This window comes from Streptomyces sp. NPDC048416, from assembly GCF_043200435.1.
GTDB lineage: Bacteria > Actinomycetota > Actinomycetes > Streptomycetales > Streptomycetaceae > Streptomyces.
In genome coordinates, this window is sequence record NZ_JBICXU010000001.1 from 40887 (window position 1) to 65091 (window position 24205).

Here is a 24205-nt window from a genome sequence, read left to right on the forward strand (position 1 = left end):
TGTCTCAGGCGGCGCGTTTGGGCACGGGGACCCGGACGAGGTCGGCGGCCACGGTGACTTCGCCCTCGAACCCGGCGGCACGGGCCTGCCGCTCGAATTCCTCCGGGTCGGAGTAGCGCTGGGAGAAGTGCGTGAGTACCAGGTGCCGTACGCCTGCGTCGCGGGCCACCGATGCGGCCTGTCCTGCGGTCAAGTGGCCGTGGTCGGCGGCGAGTTGCGCGTCGCCGTCGAGGAACGTCGACTCGATGACCAGCATGTCGCAGCCGTCCGCCAGGGCGTGGACACCCTCGCACAGGCGGGTGTCCATGACGAACGCGAACCGCTGCCCGCGCCGGACCTCGCTGACGTCGTCGAGGGTGACACCGTTCAGTTCGCCCTGTCGTTGCAGGCGTCCCACGTCGGGGCCCGTGATGCCGCGCTCGGCCAGCAGCTCGGGCAGTATCCGGCGCCCGTCGGGCTCGACGAGCCGGTATCCGTACGACTCGACGGGGTGCGAGAGGCGGCGGGCCTCCAGGGTGTACGCGGCTGTCGCGGCCGGCACCGCGCTGTCCCCCGCGACGGGTTCCTGGCGCAGCTGGACCGACTCGCGGTAGGCGGTGGCGTACCGCAGCCGCTCGAAGAAGTGCTCGCCGCTGAGCGGGTAGTGCGCGGTGACGGGGTGCGGAACCCGGTCGAGGTTGATCCGCTGGATCACCCCGGCCAGGCCCAGCGAGTGGTCGCCGTGGAAGTGCGTGACGCAGATCCGGTTGATGTCGTGGGCCGCGACCCCGGCGCGCAGCATCTGGCGCTGGGTGCCCTCGCCGGGGTCGAAGAGGATGCCCTCGCCGTCCCAGCGCAGCAGATAGCCGTTGTGGTTACGGTGCCGGGTGGGAACCTGGCTGGCGGTGCCGAGCACCACCAATTCGCGTACGGACACGGTGAGTTGCCTTGCTGTGCGGGCGCCGGGCGGGGTGCGCCGGGTGTGCGGGTCACGCGCTGATGCGGGCGCGCGGTGCTGTGGGTTGCGGGCCGCTCCGGCCGGGCGGGGTGCTCATCCGGGCGGCCACTGGAGGCCGCGGCCGCCCAGGAGGTGCACGTGCGCGTGGAAGACGGTCTGCCCCGCGCCGCTGCCGGTGTTGAACACGAGCCGGTAGCCGCTCTGGTCGATCTTCTCCTCGCGGGCGACCTCGCCGGCCTCCCGTACGACGTCGGCGAGGACCGCCGGTTCCGCGGCCGCGAGGGAGGCGGCGTCCGGGTGGTGGATCTTGGGGATGACCAGGATGTGGGTGGGCGCCTGGGGGTTGATGTCGCGGAACGCCACGGTCGTGTCGGTCTCGCGCACGACGGTCGCCGGGACATCGCCCGAGACGATTTTGCAGAACAGGCAGTCCGCCTGCGGCTCACCGGCCACGGTCCGGTCCTCCTTGGTCGCGTTGATCAGGTAACCGCATGCTACTCAACGCGTTCGGGCGGGGGCGCGGAGCACGGTGTTCCGGCTCGCCTCCGGAGGGGTTTTTGGCCGGGGCGGGTGGTGACCGCCGTGCGGTGCGGGCTACTTGCCCTGGAAGGACTGCGTGACGGTCACGGTCGCCGTCACCGTGACCGTGGGGTTGCCGTTGCCGCCCGGGTGGGGTGTGGCGCGGCCGGTCGTCGGGGCGGGGGCGTCGCAGTTGCCCAGGACCGAGGAGCGCAAGACCGTCTTCCCGGCGACCGCGGCGGTCAGGCCGCCCTTCACACAGCGGCCCTCGACCTCCTGCGTGACTTTTCCCTTGACCGTGATCGGCCTGCCGTCCTTGGTCTCGCCGTGGCAGTCCACGTCGGCGACGTCCCTGGTGGCGCCGGCGGCCGAAGGTGTCGCGCCGGGGCCGCGGTTGAGGTCGGCGTTGCAGGACAGCCACTTGATGTCGACGTGCTGGTGCTCAAGTGCCGCGGTGGCGGCCCGGTCCGTGGTGATCGCGACGGCGGCGGAGTTGAGGCCGCCGACGGGATCGCAGGCGGTGGCGCCGGCGACCGCCAGCGCGGCCAGGATCGGCAGGGCGCGGTATGCCGTGCGGCGCGTGAGGTGATGCGACCTGGTGGCCCCCATGGTTGCCAGGGTGCCACTGCGTCGCCGGGTGCGGTAGGCCTCCCGGGGCCGTCCCGGCCACGTCGCGGAGCGCGCCCCGGCGTACGCTCCGGCCGGACGCCCCCGCGCGCCCCGCTCCGCCCGCGTGGGCCCGGGCCCCTGTAGGGCACACCCACCGTGTCGCCGGTCGCGCTCGCCCGGGCCGATCCTCTCGCCGCCTGGCTTGGCCGTGCCGGCCGGCACGGGCGCCGTCAACCTGCCAGGGGTTGCGGGGCTGGGGTCTCGGGGTCAGGACCAGCGGCCCGTTCGGGCCATCAGGACCGCCGCCGCCACCGTGCCCGCCGTCGACGTGCGCAGCACGCTGCTTCCCAGGCGGTGCGGCTTCGCGCCCGCCTCGGTGAACGCGGCCAGCTCTTCGGGGCCGACGCCGCCCTCGGGGCCCACCACCAGGACGATCTCGCCCCGCGGCGGCAGGTCCGCGGTGGCCAGGGCGGCCGAGGACACCTCGGGGTCCTCGTGCAGGACCACGGCCAGGTCCGCCTCGGCGAGCAGGGCCGCGACCTGCTTCGTGCTCAGCGCCTCCCGCACGTCGGGGAAGCGGACGCGGCGTGACTGCTTGCCCGATTCGCGGGCCGTACTGCGCCATTTGGCAAGGGACTTGGCGCCGCGCTCGCCCTTCCACTGGGTGATGCAGCGTGCGGCCTGCCACGGCACGATCGCGTCGACGCCGGTCTCGGTCATCGTCTCCACGGCGACCTCGCCCCGGTCGCCCTTGGGCAGCGCCTGCACCACGGTGATCCGTACGGCCGGTTCGTCCTCGGTGGCGCACGCGGTGATCCGTAGGGTCAGGCGGTCCTTGCCCTCGGCGGCCACGACCACGGCGTCCGCCCGGGTCCCGGCGCCGTCGGTCAGCGTCACTTCCTCGCCGGCGCGCAGCCGCTTGACGGAGACGGCGTGCCGGCCCTCCGCTCCGTCCAGGACGAACTCGCCGCCGGCCGGCACCGTGTCGACGACGAAGACCGGGGCGGTCATGACGCACTCCTCATGTTCTTCAGATGGTGCAGGGTCGCCGTCAACTCGGCGGCCGCGTCGTCGAGTTCGGACGCCAGGACCTCCACGAGGCTGGCGGCGGGGAGCTCGCGGGCCAGGCGGTGGCCCTGGCCCGCCCAGAGCGCCATGCCCTGGGGGTCGCCGGCCGCCGCCGCGGCCTTGCGTACACCTGCGGTGAGCTGGTGCACCTGGGGATAGGCGGCGGGGGCGTACGGGCCGTGCTCGCGCATGAAACGGTTCACCAGGCCCCGCGCGGGGCGCCCGGAGAAGGCCCGGGTCACCTCCGTACGGACGAAGAGGGGGTTGGTCAGCGCCTGCTTGTGCAGCACGTTGGCGCCCGACTCGGGGCACACCAGGAACGCGGTGCCCAGCTGTGCCGCGTCCGCGCCCGCCGCGAGGACCGCCGCGATCTGGGCGCCCCGCATCAGGCCGCCCGCGGCGAGGATCGGCAGTTGCACGGTCTCCCGTACGAGGGCGATCAGGGTGAGCAGCCCGATGCCCGAGCCGCCGGCCTGGGGGTCGTCGCGGTAGGTGCCCTGGTGGCCGCCGGCCTCGATGCCCTGCACGCACACCGCGTCCGCGCCGGCCCACTGCGCGGCCTGCGCCTCCTGGGGCGTCGTCACGGTGACGACCGTGTACGTGCCGACCTTCGCGAACGCGTCGAGGACCGTGCGGTCGGGGCAGCCGAAGGTGAACGAGACGACCGGCACCGGGTCCTCGCGCAGGATGGCCAGCTTGGCCTCGTAGTTGTCGTCGCCCCCGGTGTCGGTGTCGCCCAGCGGGGTCTCGTACCAGGTGGCCTCGCCCGCGAGCTGGTGGCGGTAGACCTCTAGGGCGGCGGGGTCGGTGTGGGGGTCCTGGGGCATGAACAGGTTGACGCCGAAGGGCTGGCCGGTCAGGCCGCGCACCTGCTTGATCTCCTGGTACATGCCGTCGGCGGTCTTGTACCCGGCGGCCAGGAATCCGAGCCCCCCGGCCTCGGAGACGGCCGCGGCCAGCGCCGGACCGGAGGCGCCGCCCGCCATGGGCGCCTGCACGATCGGATACCGGCAGAGATCGGTCAAAGCCATGTTCGCATCGTGCCACGGTGTTGCTCCCGCGCCGAATCGCCGCTTGCCACCCGGGTCGTGACCCTCGCCACCCCGCCCGGGGACTCCGCCCCCGAACGCCCGCTCCGTAAACGCCGCAGGGGCCGGCCCGTGGCTCGATCCGGGTCCGGCCCCCGAGGAAGAAGGGGGCTACGGGGTCGTCCCCGTAGCCCCCTTCAGCGGCTCAGCGCCCGTTGAACGCGTCCTTCAGGCGGGAGAACAGACCCTGCTGGCCGGGCTGGAACTGGCCCGTCGGGCGCTCCTCGCCGCGCAGCTTGGCCAGCTGGCGAAGGAGGTCCTCCTGCGCCGGGTCCAGCTTGCTCGGGGTCAGGACCTCGACGTGCACGATGAGGTCGCCGCGCCCGCCGCCGCGCAGATGCGTGATGCCGCGCCCGTGCAGCGGGATGGACTGGCCGGACTGGCTGCCCGGGCGGATGTCCACCTCCTCCATGCCGTCGAGCGTCTGGAGCGGCACCTTGGTGCCGAGCGCCGCCGCCGTCATGGGGATGGTGACCGTGCAGTGCAGGTCGTCGCCGCGGCGCTGGAACACGTCGTGCGCCAGCTCGTGGATCTCCACGTACAGGTCGCCCGCGGGGCCGCCGCCGGGGCCGACCTCGCCCTCGCCCGCGAGCTGGATCCGGGTGCCGTTGTCGACACCGGCGGGGATCTTCACGGTGAGGGTGCGCCGCGAGCGGATGCGGCCGTCGCCCGCGCACTCCGGGCACGGAGTGGGGACGACGGTGCCGAAGCCCTGGCACTGCGGGCAGGGCCGCGAGGTCATGACCTGGCCCAGGAAGGACCGGGTGACCTGGGACACCTCGCCGCGACCGCGGCACATGTCACAGGTCTGCGCGGAGGTGCCGGGGGCCGCGCCCTCGCCCGAACAGGTCGTGCACACCACCGCGGTGTCGACCTGGATCTCCTTGGTGGTGCCGAAGGCCGCCTCGTTGAGGTCGATCTCCAGGCGGATCATGGCGTCCTGGCCGCGGCGGGTGCGCGAGCGCGGGCCGCGCTGCGATGCCGTGCCGAAGAAGGCGTCCATGATGTCCGAGAAGTTGCCGAAGCCGCCCGCGCCGAAGCCGCCGGCCCCGCCGCCGCCCGACGACGACAGCGGGTCCCCGCCGAGGTCGAAGACCTGCTTCTTCTGCGGGTCGGAGAGGACCTCGTAAGCGGCGTTGATCTCCTTGAACCGCTCCTGGGTCTTCGGATCGGGGTTCACGTCGGGGTGGAGTTCCCGCGCGAGCCTCCGGAAGGCCTTCTTGATCTCGTCCTGTGATGCGTCGCGGCGCACGCCGAGTACGGCGTAGTAGTCCGTGGCCACTTACGACTCCGCCAGGATCTGTCCGACGTAACGTGCCACTGCGCGTACCGCTCCCATCGTTCCGGGGTAATCCATGCGGGTCGGTCCGACCACGCCGAGTTTGGCGACCGCCTCGCCGCCGGAACCGTAGCCGACCGAGACGACGGACGTGGAGTTCAGGCCCTCATGGGCGTTGTTCTCGTGCCCGATACGTACGGTCATGCCCGATTCCTTGGCCTCGCCGAGCAGCTTGAGGAGCACGACCTGCTCCTCAAGTGCCTCCAGCACCGGCCTGATGGTCAGCGGGAAGTCGTGTCCGAAGCGGGTCAGATTGGCGGTGCCGCCGATCATCAACCGCTCCTCGGTCTCTTCGACCAGGGTTTCGAGGAGGGTGGCGAGGACCGTCGAAACGGTGCCCCTGTCCTCCGGTTCAAAGGACTCCGGCAGATCCTGCACCAGTTGCGGCACGTCCGCGAAGCGGCGTCCCACCACCCGCGCGTTGAGCCGGGCCCGCAGGTCCGCGAGCGAGGCCTCGCCGAACGGCGCCGGGCAGTCCACCATGCGCTGCTCGACCCGGCCGGTGTCCGTGATCAGCACCAGCATCAGCCGGGCCGCGGCAAGTGAGAGGAGTTCCACATGCCGCACCGTCGACCGGGTCAGCGACGGGTACTGGACGACCGCGACCTGCCGGGTCAGCTGCGCGAGCAGCCGCACCGTACGGGCCACGACATCGTCCAGGTCGACCGCGCTGTCCAGGAAGTTCTGGATCGCGCGGCGCTCCGGCGACGACAGGGGCTTGACGCCCGCGAGCCGGTCGACGAAGAGCCGGTAGCCCTTGTCGGTCGGGATGCGGCCGGCGCTGGTGTGGGGCTGGGCGATGAAGCCCTCCTCCTCCAGGACCGCCATGTCGTTGCGCACGGTCGCCGGTGAGACGCCCAGCGCGTGCCGCTCGGTCAGGGCCTTCGACCCGACCGGCTCCTCGGTGCCGACATAGTCCTGGACGATGGCGCGCAGCACTTCAAGCCTGCGTTCACTGAGCATCGCGCACACCTCCCGTTGCCGTCCGTTTTGGCACTCACTGTGTTCGAGTGCCAGCAATCCCCGGCCAGTGTACGGCCGACGGGTACGCCCCTAGCAAGGCGGCCGACCACGCTACCTCGCGGCGTCGCCCGTCGATTGCGGATAGCGTCGCGTCATGGACATCCGTCGGGACGACATCCGTTGGGACGACTTCGGCTGGGAGCGGCTGGGTGACGGAGTGGGGCGCAGACGCCTTCCGGGCTGGGACGCCACGGTCGCGCTGGTCGCCGGCGCGAGTTCGCTCCTGCTGTTCGACACGGGGGCGACGCTGCGCGAGGGCGCCGAACTGCGGGCCCAGGCGGAAGCGCTCTTCGGCCGCCGTGTGACCCACATCGCGCTCAGCCACCCCCATTTCGACCACGTGCTCGGCACGGCCGCCTTCTCCGGGGCCGAGGTGTACGGAGCCGTCGGCATCGAGCGGGTCATGACCGCCGAGGAGATGCGCTCCGACGCCGTGGCGCAGGGCGTGCCCGAGCGGGACGCCGCCGGGGCCGCCGATGTGCTGGTGCTGCCCCACCACGCGGTGTCCGGCGAGTGGACCCTGGATCTGGGCGGCCGCCAGGTGCTGCTGGCCAACGTGGGGCCCGGGCACAGCGGCCACGACCTCGTCGTCCTGGTGCCCGCGGGCAAGGGGTCACCGGAGATCGTCCTGTGCGGTGACCTGGTGGAGGAGTCGGGCGAGCCCCAGGCGGGACCCGACGCGGTCGGCGCGCGCTGGCCGGCCGCGCTCGACCGGCTGCTCTCGCTCGGCGGCGACGAGGCGGTGTACGTGCCGGGGCACGGGGCGGTGGTGGACGCGGCGTTCGTCCGCGCCCAGCGTGACCAACTCGCCCTCCGATTCGGCGTGTCGTAGCGAGGACCGCCCGTATCGTCGCTCCCATGCGCAGCCACAGCCCCCGTCCGGCCCCGCCCTGACGGCATCCCCCGGGGGCCGACCCCCGGACCCCCGGCCGCAACCCCGCCCTGCCCAACCGCCCCGAATGATGAGGCCATGCGCAGCTACAGCCCCGATCTGACCCCGCCCTGACTGCATCCCCCGGGGGCCAACCCCCGGACCCCCGGCCGCAACCCCGCCCTGCCCAACCGCCCCGAATGATGAGGCCATGCGCAGCTACAGCCCCGATCTGACCCCGCCGTGGAAGAAGAAGCAGGCTCCGGTTCCTGAGGTTCCCGCCGAGGCCGACCTCGTCGTCGAGGAGGTCGCCACCGGGTTCTGCGGAGCCGTGATCCGCTGCGAGAAGACGGTGCAGGGGCCGACGGTCACGCTGGAGGACCGCTTCGGCAAGCACCGGGTGTTCCCGATGGAGCCGCGCGGTTTCCTCCTCGAAGGCCGGGTCGTCACCCTCGTACGGCCCTCGGCCTCCGCGCCCGCGCCGGTACGCCCCGTACGCACCGCGTCCGGTTCGGTGGCCGTGCCCGGGGCGCGCGCCCGGGTCGCGCGGGCGGGCCGCATCTACGTCGAGGGCCGGCACGACGCGGAGCTCGTCGAGCGGGTGTGGGGCGACGATCTGCGCATCGAGGGCGTCGTCGTGGAGTACCTGGAGGGCATCGACGACCTCCCTGCGATCGTGGCCGAGTTCGCCCCGGGGCCGGACGCGCGGCTGGGTGTCCTGGTCGACCACCTGGTGCCGGGCTCCAAGGAGTCCCGCATCGCGTCGTCCGTGACCCACCCGGACGTACTGGTCGTCGGGCACCCGTACATCGACGTGTGGGAGGCCGTGAAACCGTCCTCCGTCGGGATCGAGGCGTGGCCGGTGGTGCCGCGGGGGCAGGACTGGAAGACGGGGGTGTGCCGGGCGCTCGGGTGGCCCGAGAACACGGGGGCGGCGTGGCAGCGGATCCTGTCGGGGGTGCGGTCGTATCGCGACCTGGATCCGTCCCTGCTCGGCTCCGTGGAGCACCTGATCGACTTCGTCACGGCGCCTGTGCCGGCCGGCCCCGAGTAGTTCAGGGGCGCGGGGCCGTCGACCCCGGGTGCCCTACTGGGGGGGGCGGGGGGTGTCGACGCCGGGTGCCCAACTGGCGGCGCGGGGGGGGTGTCGATCCCGGGTGCCCTACTGGCGGCGCGGGGGGGTGTCGATCCCGGGTGCCCTACTGGCGGCGCGGGGCCGTCAGCACCGGATGCCGTACTGGCGGCGCGGGGGCCGTCGACCCCGGGTGCCCTACTGGGGGTGCGGGGGGAGGTGTCGACGCCGGGTGCCCTACTAGGGGCGCGGGGAACTGCGCGGGTGCCCCAGCACGGTCCGCACCCGAAATGCGGCGGGGTTGCTGGGGCTTCGCCCCAGGCCCCGGGGGATGCCCCACCCCGCCCCTTCCCGAAACCCTCCGGGGGTGGAAAGAGGGGCTGAGGTCCAGGCTTCTGGGGCTCTGCCCCAGACCCCGTTCGCGCCTAAAGGGCGCTCGTCCTCAAACGCCGGACGGGCTGAAGATGCCCATGCCGCCCGGCATCGAGTGGTTGAGGGCCGCGGGGAACCGCGCAAGAAGCGACCACGACCCGCGCCCGAAAGCGAAACGGGGTTCAAGGGGCGCGGGGAACCGCGCGAGCGGGGTGGGTCAGTCGACCAGGTCCCGGACGACCGCGTCGGCCAGCAGCCGGCCCCGCAGGGTCAGCACCGCCCGCCCCGCCGCGAAGGCGGACTCCGACAACAGCCCCGCCCCCACCGCACCCCGCGCCGCGGAAAGCCCCGCAGGCCGCAGCAGATCGAGGGGGCACCCCTCGCGCAGGCGGAGCTCCAGGAGGATGCGCTCCACCCTGCGGTCCTCCGAGGACAGCAGCTCCCGGCCCGCGCCGGGAGAGCGGCCCTGCGCCAGCGCGGCGGCATACGCGCCCGGGTGCTTCACGTTCCACCACCGCACCCCGCCCACATGGCTGTGCGCCCCGGGCCCGGCGCCCCACCAGTCGGCCCCGCGCCAGTACAGCTCGTTGTGCAGGCAGCGCCCCGCGTCCGTGGTGGCCCAGTTGGAGACCTCGTACCAGGAGTAGCCCGCCGCGCCCAGCACCTCGTCCGCGATGAGGTAGCGGTCCGCGTGTTCGTCGTCGTCCGTCATCGGGACCTCGCCCCGGCGGATGCGGCGGGCCAGCTGCGTACCCTCCTCGACGATGAGGGCGTACGCGCTGATGTGGTCGGGTCCGGCGCCGACGGCCGCGGTGAGCGAGGCCCGCCAGTCGTCGTCGCTCTCGCCGGGGGTGCCGTAGATCAGGTCCAGGTTGACGTGGTCGAAGCCCGCCGCGCGCGCCTCGGCGACGCACGCCTCGGGGCGGCCCGGCGTGTGCGTACGGTCGAGGACCTTCAGGACGTGCTGCCGGGCGCTCTGCATCCCGAAGGACACCCTGTTGAAGCCGCCGGCCCGCAGCTCGGCCAGGTACGCGGGGTTCACGGACTCCGGGTTCGCCTCGGTCGTCACCTCCGCGTCGTCGGCGAGGCCGAATTCGTCGCGTACCGCCGCCAGCATGCGGACGAGGTCCGCCGCCGCGAGCAGGGTCGGCGTGCCACCACCGACGAAGACGGTGCGCACCGGACGCGGGTCCCCGTCGAGCACCTTGCGGGCCAGGCGGATCTCCTCGACGACCATGTCCGCGTAGTTGTCGCGGGAGGCGAGGACGCCGCCCTTGCCGACCAGTTCGCTCGCCGTGTACGTGTTGAAGTCGCAGTAGCCGCAGCGCGTCGCGCAGTACGGAACGTGCAGGTAGAAGCCGAGCGGCCGCTCCCCGGCGCCCTCCAGGGCAGGGCGGGGCAGTGACCCGTCCTCGGGCATGGGCTCACCATCGGGCAGTACGGAAGGCATGCCCCCATTGTCCGGCACGCCGGGAGCGGCCGGGGCCGCCCGGGGGAGCCCCGCCCCGCCTCCGCCGCGTGGGCCCCCGCTCAGGCCTCCCGCGACCCCGCGTACATCTCGTCGATCAGCCCCCGGTACTCACGCTCGACGACCGGCCGCTTCAGCTTGAGGCTCGGCGTCAACTCGCCGTGTTCCACGTCGAGATCGCGCGGAAGCAGCCGGAACTTCTTGATCGTCTGCCAGCGCTGAAGGCCCTCGTTGAGACGCTTGATGTAGCCCTCGACCATCTCCACCGTCTGCGGGGCCGCCACCACCTCGGCGTACGGGCCGGCGATGCCCTGCTCCTTGGCCCAGCCGAGGATCGTGGGCTCGTCGAGGGAGATGAGCGCGGTGCAGAAGTTCCGGTCGGCGCCGTGCACCAGGATGTTGGAGACGAACGGGCAGACCGCCTTGAACTGGCCCTCGACCTCGGCGGGCGCGATGTACTTGCCGCCGGACGTCTTGATGAGGTCCTTCTTGCGGTCGGTGATGCGCAGGTAGCCGTCCGCGGACAGCTCGCCGATGTCCCCGGTGTGGAACCAGCCGTCGGACTCCAGGACCTCGGCGGTCTTCTCGGGCAGCCGGTGGTAGCCCTCCATGATGCCGGGGCCGCGCAGCAGGATCTCGCCGTCGTCCGCGATGCGCACCTCGGTGCCGGGCAGCGGCTTGCCGACGGTGCCGGTGCGGTAGGACTCGCCCGGGTTGACGAAGGACGCGGCGGAGGATTCGGTGAGGCCGTAGCCCTCCAGGATGTGGATGCCGGCGCCCGCGAAGAAGAAGCCGATGTCGGGCGCCAGCGCGGCCGAGCCGGAGACGCAGGCCCGCAGCCGACCGCCGAACGCCTCGCGGATCTTGCTGTAGACCAGCGCGTCGGCGACCTTGTGCTTGGCGGAGAGCGCGAAGGGGGCGCCGGGACGGCCGGTGCGGCGGTAGTTGTCCTGGCTGACCTTGGCGTACTCGCGGGCCACCTCGGCCGCCCACTGGAAGATCTTGTACTTGGCGCCGCCGCCCTCCCGGGCCTTGCCCGCGACGCCGTTGTAGACCTTCTCGAAGATGCGCGGCACCGCGGCCATGTAGGTCGGCTGGACCACCGGCAGATTGGTGATGATCTTGTCGATGCGGCCGTCGACCGCCGTGACATGGCCGACCTCGATCTGCCCGGAGGTCAGCACCTTGCCGAAGACATGGGCGAGCGGCAGCCACAGGTACTGCACGTCCTCGCCGGTGATGAGGCCGGTCGACGCGATCGCCTTGGCCATGTACGACCAGTTGTCGTGCGGCAGCCGTACGCCCTTGGGCCGGCCCGTGGTGCCCGAGGTGTAGATGAGGGTGGCGAGCCGGTCGGCGGTGATGGCCTCGATCCGCTCCTTGACCGTGCCCGGGTTCTTCGCCAGGTGGGCGGCCCCGCGGGCCTCCAGGTCGGCGAGGGTCAGCATCCAGCCCTCGGGGTCGCCGTCGGCGGGTTCGACGCCGGCCGGGTCGATGACCACGACGTGGCGGAGGTGCGGCAGCTCGGCACGGCGCTCGCGGGCCTTGGCCAGCTGGGCGGCGTCCTCGGCGATCAGGACCCGGCTCTCGGAGTCGGCCAGGATGAACGCCGATTCCTCGGCGTTGGTCGAGGGGTAGATCGTGGTCGTGGCGGCGCCCGCGCACATCACGCCGAGGTCGGCCAGGATCCACTCGACGCGGGTGGAGGAGGCGAGGGCGACCCGCTCCTCGGCGCCGACTCCGAGGTCGACCAGGCCGGCGGCGATCGCGTAGACCCGTTCGGCGGCCTGGGCCCAGCTCAGGGACTTCCACTCGTCGGGGGTCTGACCGGTGCCCGGCACGGGGTAGCGGTAGGCCTCCGCGTCCGGCGTGGCGTCCACGCGCTGGACGAAGAGGGTCGCCACGGACGGCGGCCGGTTCTCGATCAAGGTCTGTGTGTCGCTCACGACGTCCTCCGGGCTGGCCTGCGGCAAGGCTGCGCGACTGGCTGGTTGGTCCGAGTGTGGCTGGTGTCCGACGCTTGTTTAACTGGCGAGTAACCATCGGGCCGTGATCAGAGTAAGGCGCCGTCGCCCGGCGCGTAAGGGGCAACCGAGAGTGGTTTCATAACGAACGGACCCCCGTGCGAAAGCCCGGGGGTCCGTTGTGACGATGGTGCGAAGAGCCCGTGATCAGGGGCGCGTCAGGTGCGTGCTACTTCTTCTTGCCGCCCGAGTCGTCGCTGGAGAGAACCGCGATGAACGCCTCCTGGGGGACCTCCACGGAGCCCACCATCTTCATCCGCTTCTTGCCTTCCTTCTGCTTCTCCAGGAGCTTGCGCTTACGGGAGATGTCGCCGCCGTAGCACTTGGCGAGGACGTCCTTGCGGATGGCGCGGATGGTTTCGCGGGCGATGACCCGGGAACCGATGGCGGCCTGGACGGGCACCTCGAAGGCCTGGCGCGGGATGAGCTCGCGCAGCTTGGCGACCAGACGCACGCCGTAGGCGTAGGCCGCGTCCTTGTGGCAGACGGCGGAGAACGCGTCGACCTTGTCGCCGTGCAGCAGGATGTCGACCTTGACCAGGCTGGCGGCCTGCTCGCCGGTGGGCTCGTAGTCGAGCGAGGCGTAGCCGCGGGTCTTGGACTTCAGCTGGTCGAAGAAGTCGAAGACGATCTCCGCGAGCGGCAGCGTGTAGCGGATCTCGACGCGGTCCTCGGAGAGGTAGTCCATGCCGAGCAGGGTGCCGCGCCGGGTCTGGCACAGCTCCATGATCGAGCCGATGAACTCGCTGGGCGCCAGGATGGTGGCCCGCACGACCGGCTCGTACACGTCCGAGATCTTGCCCTCGGGGAACTCGCTCGGGTTGGTGACCGTGACCTCCTTGCCGTCCTCAAGGACGACCCGGTAGACCACGTTGGGCGCGGTCGCGATGAGGTCGAGGTTGAACTCGCGCTCCAGGCGCTCGCGGATCACATCGAGGTGGAGCAGGCCGAGGAAGCCGACGCGGAAGCCGAAGCCGAGGGCCGCGGAGGTCTCCGGCTCGTACACCAGCGCGGCGTCGTTGAGCTGGAGCTTGTCCAGGGCCTCGCGCAGGTCCGGATAGTCCGAGCCGTCCAGCGGATACAGACCGGAGAAGACCATCGGCTTCGGGTCCTTGTAGCCGCCGAGGGCTTCGGTGGCGCCGTTGTGCAGGCTGGTGATGGTGTCACCGACCTTGGACTGACGGACGTCCTTCACGCCGGTGATGATGTAGCCCACCTCGCCGACGCCGATGCCGTCGGCCGGGGTCATCTCGGGCGACGAGACGCCGATCTCAAGGAGCTCGTGGGTGGCGCCGGTCGACATCATGCGGATGCGCTCGCGCTTGTTGAGCTGGCCGTCGACCACACGGACATAGGTGACGACACCGCGGTAGGAGTCGTACACCGAGTCGAAGATCATCGCGCGGGCGGGCGCGTCGGCGACGCCGACCGGGGCGGGCACGTCGCGCACCACGCGGTCCAGGAGCGCGTCCACCCCGACGCCGGTCTTCGCCGAGACCTTCAGGACGTCCTCCGGCTGGCAGCCGATGAGGTTCGCCAGCTCCTCGGAGAACTTCTCGGGCTGCGCGGCCGGCAGGTCGATCTTGTTCAGCACGGGAACGATGGTGAGGTCGTTCTCCATGGCCAGGTACAGGTTGGCCAGCGTCTGCGCCTCGATGCCCTGCGCCGCGTCGACCAGCAGGACCGTGCCCTCGCAGGCGGCGAGGGAGCGCGACACCTCGTACGTGAAGTCCACGTGACCCGGCGTGTCGATCATGTTCAGGATGTGGGTCCGGCCCTGGCCGGGGCCCTCGGTGGGGGCCCACGGCAGACGGACCGCCTGGGACTTGATCGTGATGCCGCGCTCGCGCTCGATGTCCATGCGGTCGAGGTACTGGGAGCGCATCTGCCGCTGGTCGACCACGCCGGTCAGCTGGAGCATCCGGTCGGCAAGGGTCGACTTGCCGTGGTCGATGTGGGCGATGATGCAGAAGTTGCGGATCAGCGCCGGGTCGGTACGGCTCGGCTCGGGCACGTTGGGAGGAGTCGCGGGCACGCAGGGTCCTGATTCTTGAGGCCCGCGGGTCTGATCGCGGCGCCTCGTCTCGGGTCGACGACGGTTCAATACGTAAGGAACAGCCTCCATGGTCCCACGCCTGCGGGCCTGCGCTCGGTTTGGGCTGGTCGGGGGGCGGCTGGTACCGTGGACAGCTGTGTCTCGTCACCCTTGTGGCGGCGGGGCGCGACCCTAGATCGAATCATCGAACCTGCAAAGGCTCTTTCGTGGCGAACATCAAGTCCCAGATCAAGCGGAACAAGACGAACGAGAAGGCGCGCCTGCGCAACAAGGCCGTCAAGTCCTCGCTCAAGACCGCGATCCGCAAGGCCCGTGAGGCTGCTGCGGCCGGCGACCTCGAGAAGGCCACCGTGGCCGCTCGCGAGGCCTCCAAGAAGCTCGACAAGGCCGTCAGCAAGGGTGTCATCCACAAGAACGCCGCCGCCAACAAGAAGTCGGCGCTGGCGCACAAGGTTGCCGCTCTCCAGGGCTAAGACGTAACCGCTTCATCTGATCGACCGCCTTACGGGACTCAGCGGACCCTCTCTACCGCTCCCGTACGGCAGCTTGAGTGCCGCGCGCGGACGCGTTCGCCACGCGGGCGCGGTGCAAACCAGAAGTGACACGAAGGCCCCGTCGCCTCCTTCCCCAGGAGCCGCCGGGGCCTTCGCGCTACCCACTCCCCCCCCGTCAACCGGGGGCGCGCCCCGAAGAGGTCCCCCGGCCCCCGGCCCCCGAAAAAGGTGCGCGGCCCCGAAAGGGGCGCGGGGAACTGCGCGACCAGCCACACACAACCCGCACCCACCCCACAACAGGGGGCCGCGGGGCAAAGCCCCAAAAGGGGCGCGGGGCGCGAAGCCCCGCACAACAACGCCCCGCACGCCACGGCACGGCCACGCCAGGGCACCGGCACCGGCACCGGCACCGGCAAGGCACCCGCATCGCACGGCCCCGGGGCGGGCCAGAGTCCTAGCGTCCGGCCCCGCCGGCCCGGGCCGCGCGGGCGATCGCGACGACCGCCTTCTCCAGGGCGTACTCGGGGTCGTCCCCCCCGCCCTTCACCCCCGCATCCGCCTCAGCCACGGCCCGCAGGGCCAGAGAAACCCCGTCCGGCGTCCACCCCCGCATCTGCTGCCGCACCCGGTCGATCTTCCACGGCGGCATCCCCAACTCCCGCGCCAGATCGGCCGGTCGCCCCCCGCGCGCGGAGGACAGCTTCCCGATGGCCCGTACACCCTGCGCGAGCGCGCTGGTGATCATCACCGGCGCGACTCCGGTCGAAAGGGACCAGCGCAGCGCCTCCAGCGCCTCCGCGGCCCGCCCCTCCACCGCCCGGTCGGCGACCGTGAAGCTGGATGCCTCCGCACGCCCCGTGTAGTACCGCCCGACGATCGCCTCGTCGATCGTCCCCTCCACGTCCGCGCAGAGCTGCGACGCCGCGGAGGCCAACTCGCGCAGATCACTGCCGATGGAGTCGACCAGCGCCTGGCAGGCCTCCGGCGTCGCCGAACGCCCCAGCGCCCGGAACTCCTGCCGTACGAAGGTCAGCCGCTCGGCCGGCTTCGTGGTCTTGGGGCACGCGACTTCCCGCGCCCCCGCCTTGCGCGCCGCGTCGAGCAGCCCCTTGCCCTTGGCACCGCCGGCGTGCAGCAGGACCAGGGTGATCTCTTCGGCGGGTGCGTCGAGGTACGCCTTCACGTCCTTGACCGTGTCCGCCGACAGATCCTGCGCATTGCGTACGACGACGACCTTGCGCTCGGCGAAGAGCGAGGGGCTGGTCAGCTCCGCGAGCGTGCCGGGCTGCACCTGGTCGGAGGTCAGGTCACGCACATCGGTGTCGGAGTCGGCGGCGCGGGCGGCCGCCACCACCTGCTGCACGGCGCGGTCGAGCAGCAGGTCCTCCTGGCCCACGGCGAGCGTGACGGGGGCGAGCGGATCGTCGGTGGAATTCTTCCTGGTGGCCATCGTCGTCCAGCATCCCACGGGCCACTGACAGCCCCGGCCGGCTCCCGGCCAACTCCCGGCCCCCGTCCTGCCCGGTCCCCGTCTCGCCCGGCCCCCGCCCTGCCGGCCCCCGCCCTGCCGGCCTCCGCCCCACGGCCCCGCCGCACCGCCCCCATGCCCGAGAATGGCCAGGTGAACGATGTGACCCGACACGTGCTCGTGCTCCCGGACCGCGACGCCGCCGAGGACGTGGCCACCGAGCTGACCGACTTGTTCGGCCTCGCGGAGGAGCCCCAGCTCGTCCGCGACGCCCTGGCCGGCGAGGACGACGCGGAGGACGCCCAGTGGCTCGTCGTCGTGGAGGACCCGGACGCCCGCCTCGACCCCAAGGAACTGGACGCCCTGGCCGCCGACCACGACGGCTGGCTGGAGTCCCCCTGATACGAGGGCCCGGCGGGGCGGACGCGCCGGGTCGGCGGGACGGATCGGCGGGGACGGGTGCGCCGGAGCCACGACATGGGCGCGCCGGGTCAGCTCGCCTTCGGCACGACCTGGATGTCGAGGTCGATCGAGATCGAGGACCCGATCGCCGCGATGCCCCGGGCCAGCATGGTCTGCCAGGTGAGCGTGAAGTCCTCGCGGTGCAGTTCGGTGGTGGCCCGGCAGGCCCCCCTCGTCTCGCCGCCGAGCCCGGTCCCGAGCCCCAGGTACTGGGTGTCGAGCGTCACCGTGCGGCTCACGCCGTGCAGCGTGAGCCCGCCGATGATCGCCCAACGGCTGCCGCCCCGGTGCACGAAGCGGTCGCTGTAGAACTCCATCGTCGGATAGTTCCCCACGTCCAGGAAGTCGCCCGACCGCAGGTGGTCGTCACGCATCCGGACGCCCGTGTCGATGGAGGCGGTGTCGATGATGACGTGCATCGCGGACCCCTCCATGCGCTCCCCGATCCGGATGGCCCCGGCGAACGTGTTGAACCGGCCGTGGATCCGGGCGAGTCCGATGTGGCTCGCGGTGAAGCCGATCTGGGAGTGGGTCGGGTCGAGTTCCCACTCACCCGCGTCCGGCAGCGCCACCGGAGCGGCGACCTTAAGCGTGACGTCGCCGAGCGCGGCGAGCCCGCTCGCGGCCACGCCGACGTTTCCGTGGAAGGGGGTGTATCCCTCTGCCGTGACGGCCAGTCGGTACTCACCCGCCGGGACCGTCGTGACCACCGAGCCGAACGGGTCGGTCTCCCCGCCCACCACCCGGCGCCCCGAGGTGTCACTGACCACGAACTCGGCCCGCTGTACGGGCTCGTTGACCGGATCGAGCACCCGGCAGCTGAGCACGCCCGCGGTCGACGGGACGGACAGGCCTGCCAGTGGCCCGGTACGAAGCGGAGAACTGGTCGAGCTTTTGCCGAACCAGCGGCTGAACACTGTGCACGCACCCCCGTGCGAAGAAGTATCTGCCGGGCCGCGCAGGGGGCAGACATCGTCGTCCGTCCTCGCCACAGCAGGACTGCGGCCCCTTGACGAAGACGCATTCGATCACTGATGTGCCGTTCGAGGCAAACGCGGCGCCTGCGCACAGTTGAGGCACCTGTCACCAGAGGCCCGAATTGGCCATTCCGTTTGCCCGTCCCCGGCCGGCCGCGCTCCGGACCTTTCCCGCCCCGTCCTCCCCCGCAGGACCTAGGTCCAGCGCCCCACGCGCCCGGCCGCCAACACCCGCTAGCGTCAGGGGACATGACGACACATGAGCCGCCGCGCAGCCGTGAGCAACGCAAGCAGGACGTCCTTGCCCGCCTCGAAAAGGACGAGGACGCCTGGGTCGCGACGGCCTCCGCCTCCGGTGTGCCCCACCTCGTGCCTCTCTCCTTCGTCTGGGAGCAGGGCTCGCTCCTGATGTGCACCCGCCGGACCAGCCCTACGCTGCGCAACCTGGAGTCCGGCGACCGTCCGGTCCACCTCACGCTCGGCCACACCCGTGACGTCGTGCACATCACGGGCACCGCCACCATCGTTGCGACGCCCGAACTCCCCACCGCCTCGGCCGAGGCCTTCGCCGCCAAGGTGGTCTGGGACCCCCGCGACAGCGACCCCTCGTACACCTATTTCCGGGTCGTCCCGCAGCGCATCCGGGCCTGGCGCGAGTCCAACGAAATCGCCGGCCGCGACCTGATGAGCGGCGGAAGCTGGCTCGTCTGACCCTCTCCCTTCGGCCCCCTCCCCCGCTTCGGCCCGTCACGGTCAGGGGCTCCGTCCCCGGGGCACGGCCCGCAGCCCTTCTCCCGCACCCGTGACCGCGATGGCCCCGTCCGTGTCGGTACGCAGGACCGCGGCACCCCACGCGCGCAGTACGGCGATCGTGCCGGGCGCCGGGTGACCGTACCGGTTGCCCCGTCCGACCGAGATGAGCGCCAGTCGCGGACGTACGGTGGTGAGCAGGCCGGGGTCCTGGTGCGCCGAGCCGTGGTGGGCGACCTTGAGGACGTCCACCCGGGCCAGCGCCGGGTTCTGTCGCAACAGCCGTCGCTGGGCGGGGGGTTCGAGGTCGCCGGGCAGCAGCAGGGTCAGCCCGTTCGCGGTGTGGACGAGCAGGGTGACGCTGGCGTCGTTCGGCCCGTCCGGCGCCGGAGCGGGTTCCGCCGACGGCCACAGCACCTCCCACGACAGGCCGCCGAGCGCCCGTCGTTCTCCGTACCCGGCCGCCGTCACCGCCACCCCGTCCGCCGCTGCCGTGCGCCGCACGAACGCCGCCTGGTCGGGCGGCTCGGCGAACCCCGTCGTCTCGATCATCGCGACGGACCGCCCCCGCAACACCCCTGTCAGGCCCCCCACATGATCGGCGTGGAAGTGTGTGAGCAGGAGCAGCGGGATCCGGGTCACCCCGAGTTCGTGGAGACAGCGGTCGACGGGCTGGGGTTCGGGTCCCGTGTCGATGACCACGGCCGTCCCCTGTCCGGCCGCCAGGACCGTGGCGTCCCCCTGTCCGACGTCGCACATGGCGTACGACCAGCCCGGCGGGGGCCAGCCGGTGACGATCCTGGTGAGCGGGGCGGGCCGCACCACGGCGAGCAGCAGCGCGAGAGCGAGTGAGGCGGCCACCCAGGGGTAGCGGGGCAGTCTCCGTGCCGCGAGCACCAGCGCCGCCGTGGCGAGGGCGAGCAGCAGTCCCCCGCGCCGGCCGCCCGGCCATCCCGACTCCGCGCCGGGCAGGCCCGCTCCGGTGCGTGCCACGGATGCGATCCAGCCGGTGGGCCGACTCCCGCACCAGGCAAGGAACCTCGCGACGGGCATCGCGACCGGCGCCACTGCCAGCGCGGCGAAACCGGTGATCGTCGCCAGTGCCACCGCCGGCTCGGCCAGCAGATTGCAGGGCACGGCGACCAGGCTGACGCGCGCCGCGAACATGGCCACCACCGGCGCGCACACCGCCTGGGCCGCCGCTGCCGCGGCCAGTATCTCGGCGAGCCGGGGCGGCACCCCGCGTCGGCGCAGCGCCGCGCTCCACCCGGGTGCGATGGTGAGGAGCGCCCCCGTGGCGAGGACCGAGAGCGCGAACCCGTAGCTGCGGGCCAGTTCGGGCGCGTACAGCACCAGGAGCAGGACGACGGCCGCCAGCGCGGGAACCAGGGACCTGCGCCGGCCCGTGCCGATGGCGAGCAGGGTGACCAGACCGCACGCGGCGGCTCGCAGCACGCTGGGCTCCGGTCGGCACACCACGACGAAGGCGATCGTGAGCGCCCCGCCGAGCAGGGCCGTCGCTCGCAGGTTGATCCCGAGCCGGGGTGCGAGGCCGCCTCGCTCGGCCAGGAGCGCTCGCCCGGGCGGGCCGATCAGCAGGGCGAGAATGATCATCAAGTTGCCGCCCGACACCGCCATGAGGTGGGTCAGGTCGGTCGCCTGGAAGGCGGCGCGCAGTTCGGGTGTGACCCTGGACGTGTCGCCGACCACCAGTCCCGGCAGGAGTGCCCGCGCATCGGGGGCGAGCCCTTCGGTCGCCTCACGGAGACCGGAGCGCAGCCCACCGGCCAGGCGCTGAGCGGCAGTTGGCCCTTCGGTGACGCGGGGCGGCCCGTTCGGCACCTTGAGGATTGCCGCGACCTCTGTGTCTCCCGGCGCCAGCCGTGCGCTCACCCGCACCCGGGTGGACGGCAGCAGGTCCCGCCAGCTGCCGGGCGCCAGGACGAGGACCGGCGTGTGGACGCGCTGCGCTGCGCCGTCCGCCCCGATGACGCGCTCCACCTCGGCGTCGATCGCCACCGAGGCGCCGCCCCGGCCGGCGGACCGCGTCGGCCTGGGGTCGGCGCTGACCACCAACTCCACGGTGGCCTGCCGGAATTCCCGGGCCAGGCCCGGCACGGGGCCACCGCGCGTCTGCGCGGCATGCAGTCCGCCGGCCACCATCCCGACCGCCACGCAGGCGAACACCGCCGCAACGGCGCCGCGGCAGCTCCAGGTCGCCTCGGACTCCTGGACCGGAGCCCTGCGCCGCAGTGCGCCCCGCACAGCCGGGGCGATCAGCGCCCCCGTCACCGAGAGGCACAGCGCCACACCCCAACCGGCCACCTGCGCCGAGAAGTTCATCGCGATCGCGGCGCCTCCCCAAGCGCCCAGGGCCGGACCGACCAGGCGCAGGTCGGTCGGCCCTTCCCGGTGCGGGTTGGCCACCCCCAGGCGGTGGCCGGACTCGGCATGGATCTCCAGGCGGTTCACAGCCGCACCAGCGCTCGCAGATCATCGAACTTCCCCTCACCGATCCCCTTGACCTCGCGCAGTTCGTCGACCGAGCGGAATGGGCCGTGCTGCGTGCGGTAGTCGACGATGTGCTGGGCGAGCACGGGGCCGACTCCCGGCAGCGTGTCCAGCTGGGCCGCCGAGGACGAGTTGAGGCTGACCGGTGCGCTCGGTAGGGCCCCTGGGCCGCCTCCGGCCCCGCCTCCCCCGGCAGGCCCGGCGGGGGCCGCGCCGGGCACACCGGCCAGCACCTGCTCCCCGTCCGCGAGCAGTCTCGCGCGGTTGAGCCCCGTCAGGTCCGCGCCGCCGCGTACGCCGCCTGCTGCGGCCAGCGCGTCGGCGACCCTCGATCCTGCGGGCAGCCGGTAGATCCCGGGCCGCAGCACCTTTCCCCCGACGTCCACCACGAGCACGCCGGCCGGCGAGGGCATCGCGTTCGCGACCGGCTTCGGCGTGGCCACCGCGCTCGCCCCACCGCTCGCCGCACCGCTCGCCGCATGTGCCGGACCGCCGTTGCCCGCGCTCTTCATCGCGGCGGCGGAAGGCGCCGGTCCGTCGACCAGGCGGGGGGCGCGTACGGACTGGGGGCGCGCTGCCCAGAAATGCTGCACAGCGAATCCCGCCGCGACGACGAGGACCACGCACAGCGCGGCCAGGCTGCGCGGCGCGAGGCCGAGCCTGGGCCGGGCCCACAGGGGCAGCCGGTCACGCACCGCCGCCCAAGCACGCTCCCGTACGCCCGGGACCGCGGTGTCGAGCGAAGCAATGGCGCCGGCCGGCTCGGGCGGCCTTTCGGGAGGCGGCGCGAGTGCGAACAGCCCCAGGGCGCGCACGGTCGGTGCGTCGGGTCCGCGCGGCGGGCCCGCCGTGCCCGGCGGTGGGGGCAGGAAGAGCGCGTCCGCCCGCCTGCGGGCGGTCAGGACGGAGACGGGGGCCTGAGCGCCGCGGCCGGTGCGCCGGCCATGACCGGGACGGGTCCTGCTGTCCGAGCCGGGGGCCCGGCCGGGTCCGCTCGTGGCGGTGCGTGATGATCGGTTCGCTGATCGGTTTGCCATGCCACGAGACGTTAGGCACTTCGGTCCGAACGCGCTGAGCACACCCAATTTCCGTGGACAACGGACCAGTTGTGGACAACTCCGTCACCCGTGCGGGCGCATTCGTCCGGTCACGGACGGCGTCAGCGGGCCGAGACGATGGCTCCGAGCAGCCCCGGTCCGGTGTGTGCGCCGATCACCGCTCCGACTTCGCTGGTGTACAGGTCGACCAGGCCGGGCACCCGTGTCCGCAGCCGGTCGGCGAGGGCCGCGGCACGCTCCGGCGCCGCGAGATGGTGGACCGCGATGTCGACCGGGCTGCTCCCCGCGCGCTCGGCGACGATCTCCTCCAGCCGGGCGATCGCCTTGGAAGCGGTACGCACCTTCTCCAGCATCTCGATCCGGCCGTCGTCGAGCTGGAGCAGCGGCTTGACGGCGAGGGCCGAGCCCAGCAGTGCCTGGGCGGCTCCGATGCGGCCGCCTCGCCGGAGATAGTCGAGGGTGTCGACGTAGAAGAAGGCGGACGTCCCGCCGGCCCGTTTCTCCGCCGCTGCGGCCACCTCGTCCAGCGTGCCGTCCGCGTCGGCGGCCCGGGCCGCGGCCAGCGCGCAGAACCCGAGGGCCATCGCGACCATCCCGGTGTCGACCACCCGCACCGGCACGGGTGCGTCCTTGGCGGCGAGCACGGCGGCGTCATAGGTGCCGGAGAACTCGGCGGACAGGTGCAGCGAGACGATCCCGGTGGCGCCCGCCTCGGCGATCTTGCGGTAGGCGGCCGCGAACACTTCGGGGCTGGGCCGGGACGTGGTGACGGGACGACGTTTTTGCAGGGCGACGGCCAGCGAGCGGGCCGAGATCTCCGTGCCTTCCTCCAGCGCCCGGTCACCCAGGACGACGGTCAGTGGCACGGCGGTGATGCTGTGCCGCTCCATCGTCTGTGGCGGCAGATAGGCCGTTGAATCGGTGACGATCGCGACATGGCGGGACATGAGCGGGAGGTTACCCGCCGAGGGCGCCGCGCGGCAGCCCGGCCCAGTGGAATGATCAGTTCGGGTCAGCGGCGCGTGCCCCTGCCTGCTGTGCAGTCCAGTCTGCTGTGCAACCGGCCCTGCTGTGCAACCGGCCCTGCTGAGCAGCCGGCCCTGCTGTGCAACTGGTCCTGCTGCGCAACCGGCCTGCTGAGCAGCCGCTCCTGTCCGCGGCTCAGCTCGTGGCTTCGGGGCGGGGCGCCTTCTGCCACGGGTACGTCACGGGCGGCTTGGCGGCGCCCAGCGCCTGCGGCGCACCGGCCGCGGGTTCGTGCTGGGCCGCCGCGCCCGGGCGCGGCGACGAGGACGGACCGCTCGACGTGGGGGCGGGATCGTCCGAAAGGTCGTCCCAGGACGCGGACGCGGACGCGGACGCGCCCGCCGTTGGCGCCTTGACCGACCAGTCCCGCAGGGCCCCCGACTCCATCTCGATCTGCTCGCTGAGCGAGGCGAGTTCGTCGTCGGCGAACTGCCGCGCCCGGTCCCGGGCGGCCCAGCGCAGCGAGTCCGCGGAGCGGGTGATCCGCTCGGTGCGCTCACGGAGCTCCGGCATGCGGTCCGCGATCGTGCGCCGGTCGGGCTCCCGCTCCATCCGCCTGAGCTCGTCGTCGAGTTCGTGCCCGTGCCCGCTCAGCCGCTCGAACAGCGCAAGGGACTCCTTCAGGGACGCGTCCTCGGCGACGCGCGCCCGCAGCGCTTCCTGGGTGGCCCGCATGGAGGTGCGCAGCGACAGACGCAGCTGGGCGAGCTGACCCGCGACGCCGGGCTGCGCCACGCTCTTGGCCCGCAGCGTGGTGTCCTCGACCGTCCTGCGTGCCTGGGTGACCGTGCGCTCCACGGTGCGCTTGGCGGCGCCGACCGCCTTGACCGTCATGTACACACCGAGCACCACGAAGGCGGCGAACAGCAGCGCCATGATCAGGACCGCGGCTTCCATGAACGTCCCTTCGGTCGGTCGGTGTCTCCCTCTCCACCGTAAACGGAACGGGCAGGCCGTGGGTTCCCGCACAACCCCCAACCTGCCCGTAAGGGAAGCCCCCAGTACCGTTTAGG

At 72.5% G+C, this 24205-nt stretch carries 21 protein-coding genes; 5 read left to right on the top strand and 16 right to left on the bottom strand.

All coding sequences use genetic code 11. The annotated features are described in order from the left end of the window. Positions 1 to 4 precede the first annotated feature (4 nt). From ACGFW5_RS00185 to hrcA, 7 genes are all read right to left on the bottom strand, one after another. Positions 5 to 916, bottom strand: coding sequence for a ribonuclease Z (locus ACGFW5_RS00185; RefSeq protein WP_393831873.1), 912 nt, complete (start codon positions 914 to 916; stop codon positions 5 to 7). A 114-nt stretch (positions 917 to 1030) separates the two neighbouring features. Then, positions 1031 to 1390, bottom strand: coding sequence for a histidine triad nucleotide-binding protein (locus ACGFW5_RS00190; protein ID WP_393831874.1), 360 nt, complete (start codon positions 1388 to 1390; stop codon positions 1031 to 1033). A 141-nt stretch (positions 1391 to 1531) separates the two neighbouring features. Continuing rightward, the gene (locus tag ACGFW5_RS00195; RefSeq protein ID WP_393831875.1) at positions 1532 to 2065 is read right to left on the bottom strand and encodes a hypothetical protein; all 534 of its coding nucleotides are present in this window, start codon (positions 2063 to 2065) and stop codon (positions 1532 to 1534) included. Between the two features lie 267 nt (positions 2066 to 2332). After that, positions 2333 to 3076: a 16S rRNA (uracil(1498)-N(3))-methyltransferase gene (locus ACGFW5_RS00200; protein WP_393831876.1), complete on the bottom strand. Its 744-nt coding sequence runs from the start codon at positions 3074 to 3076 to the stop codon at positions 2333 to 2335. Continuing rightward, positions 3073 to 4164 carry a nitronate monooxygenase gene (locus tag ACGFW5_RS00205; RefSeq protein ID WP_393831877.1) on the bottom strand — a complete coding sequence of 364 codons (1092 nt, stop codon included), beginning with the start codon at positions 4162 to 4164 and terminating at the stop codon, positions 3073 to 3075. Before ACGFW5_RS00205 ends, ACGFW5_RS00200 begins: the two co-directional genes overlap by 4 nt. A gap of 202 nt (positions 4165 to 4366) precedes the next feature. Further along, positions 4367 to 5503 (bottom strand): molecular chaperone DnaJ, encoded by a 1137-nt coding sequence (dnaJ, locus tag ACGFW5_RS00210; protein ID WP_393831878.1) that lies wholly within the window; start codon positions 5501 to 5503, stop codon positions 4367 to 4369. Next, entirely contained in the window at positions 5504 to 6523 is a 1020-nt protein-coding gene (hrcA, locus tag ACGFW5_RS00215) for a heat-inducible transcriptional repressor HrcA (protein ID WP_053726096.1), read from the bottom strand. Between the two features lie 154 nt (positions 6524 to 6677). Here hrcA and ACGFW5_RS00220 point away from each other — a divergent pair, with 154 nt between their 5' ends. Further along, a complete protein-coding gene (locus tag ACGFW5_RS00220; RefSeq protein ID WP_393831879.1) occupies positions 6678 to 7415 on the top strand; it encodes an MBL fold metallo-hydrolase in 738 nt (245 codons plus the stop codon). Between the two features lie 250 nt (positions 7416 to 7665). After that, entirely contained in the window at positions 7666 to 8508 is an 843-nt protein-coding gene (locus ACGFW5_RS00225; protein ID WP_393831880.1) for a DUF3097 domain-containing protein, read from the top strand. A 607-nt stretch (positions 8509 to 9115) separates the two neighbouring features. On the opposite strand, the gene hemW is transcribed toward ACGFW5_RS00225, so the two are convergent. The 3 genes from hemW to lepA form a co-directional block, all read right to left on the bottom strand. Beyond that, the gene (gene hemW / locus ACGFW5_RS00230) at positions 9116 to 10348 is read right to left on the bottom strand and encodes a radical SAM family heme chaperone HemW (RefSeq protein ID WP_393831881.1); all 1233 of its coding nucleotides are present in this window, start codon (positions 10346 to 10348) and stop codon (positions 9116 to 9118) included. Positions 10349 to 10428: 80 nt separating this feature from the next. After that, positions 10429 to 12312: an AMP-dependent synthetase/ligase gene (locus ACGFW5_RS00235; RefSeq protein ID WP_393831882.1), complete on the bottom strand. Its 1884-nt coding sequence runs from the start codon at positions 12310 to 12312 to the stop codon at positions 10429 to 10431. A gap of 247 nt (positions 12313 to 12559) precedes the next feature. Continuing rightward, positions 12560 to 14425, bottom strand: a complete 1866-nt coding sequence (gene lepA, locus ACGFW5_RS00240; protein WP_393831883.1) for a translation elongation factor 4 — start codon at positions 14423 to 14425, stop codon at positions 12560 to 12562. Positions 14426 to 14652: 227 nt separating this feature from the next. Here lepA and rpsT point away from each other — a divergent pair, with 227 nt between their 5' ends. Further along, on the top strand, positions 14653 to 14919 hold the full coding sequence (gene rpsT, locus ACGFW5_RS00245) for a 30S ribosomal protein S20 (RefSeq protein WP_350230208.1): 267 nt from the start codon (positions 14653 to 14655) through the stop codon (positions 14917 to 14919). A gap of 475 nt (positions 14920 to 15394) precedes the next feature. Here rpsT and holA read toward each other — a convergent pair whose 3' ends face one another. Further along, complete coding sequence (gene holA, locus ACGFW5_RS00250; protein ID WP_393831884.1) at positions 15395 to 16390, bottom strand: DNA polymerase III subunit delta; 996 nt, start codon at positions 16388 to 16390, stop codon at positions 15395 to 15397. A 171-nt stretch (positions 16391 to 16561) separates the two neighbouring features. Between holA and ACGFW5_RS00255 the strand changes: the two genes are divergently transcribed. Beyond that, on the top strand, positions 16562 to 16810 hold the full coding sequence (locus ACGFW5_RS00255; protein WP_393831885.1) for a hypothetical protein: 249 nt from the start codon (positions 16562 to 16564) through the stop codon (positions 16808 to 16810). An 89-nt stretch (positions 16811 to 16899) separates the two neighbouring features. On the opposite strand, the gene ACGFW5_RS00260 is transcribed toward ACGFW5_RS00255, so the two are convergent. Beyond that, entirely contained in the window at positions 16900 to 17787 is an 888-nt protein-coding gene (locus ACGFW5_RS00260) for a YceI family protein (RefSeq protein WP_393831886.1), read from the bottom strand. A gap of 309 nt (positions 17788 to 18096) precedes the next feature. Between ACGFW5_RS00260 and ACGFW5_RS00265 the strand changes: the two genes are divergently transcribed. After that, complete coding sequence (locus tag ACGFW5_RS00265) at positions 18097 to 18558, top strand: pyridoxamine 5'-phosphate oxidase family protein (protein ID WP_393831887.1); 462 nt, start codon at positions 18097 to 18099, stop codon at positions 18556 to 18558. 42 nt (positions 18559 to 18600) lie between these two features. Here ACGFW5_RS00265 and ACGFW5_RS00270 read toward each other — a convergent pair whose 3' ends face one another. The 4 genes from ACGFW5_RS00270 to ACGFW5_RS00285 all read right to left on the bottom strand — a co-directional run bounded on the left by ACGFW5_RS00270 (position 18601) and on the right by ACGFW5_RS00285 (position 24089). Further along, complete coding sequence (locus ACGFW5_RS00270) at positions 18601 to 21069, bottom strand: ComEC/Rec2 family competence protein (RefSeq protein ID WP_393831888.1); 2469 nt, start codon at positions 21067 to 21069, stop codon at positions 18601 to 18603. Then, complete coding sequence (locus ACGFW5_RS00275) at positions 21066 to 22145, bottom strand: ComEA family DNA-binding protein (RefSeq protein WP_393831889.1); 1080 nt, start codon at positions 22143 to 22145, stop codon at positions 21066 to 21068. Before ACGFW5_RS00275 ends, ACGFW5_RS00270 begins: the two co-directional genes overlap by 4 nt. Before the next feature lie 122 nt (positions 22146 to 22267). Next, positions 22268 to 23113 (bottom strand): DegV family protein, encoded by an 846-nt coding sequence (locus ACGFW5_RS00280; protein ID WP_393831890.1) that lies wholly within the window; start codon positions 23111 to 23113, stop codon positions 22268 to 22270. A 214-nt stretch (positions 23114 to 23327) separates the two neighbouring features. Next, positions 23328 to 24089: a hypothetical protein gene (locus ACGFW5_RS00285; RefSeq protein WP_393831891.1), complete on the bottom strand. Its 762-nt coding sequence runs from the start codon at positions 24087 to 24089 to the stop codon at positions 23328 to 23330. Positions 24090 to 24205: the final 116 nt, after the last annotated feature.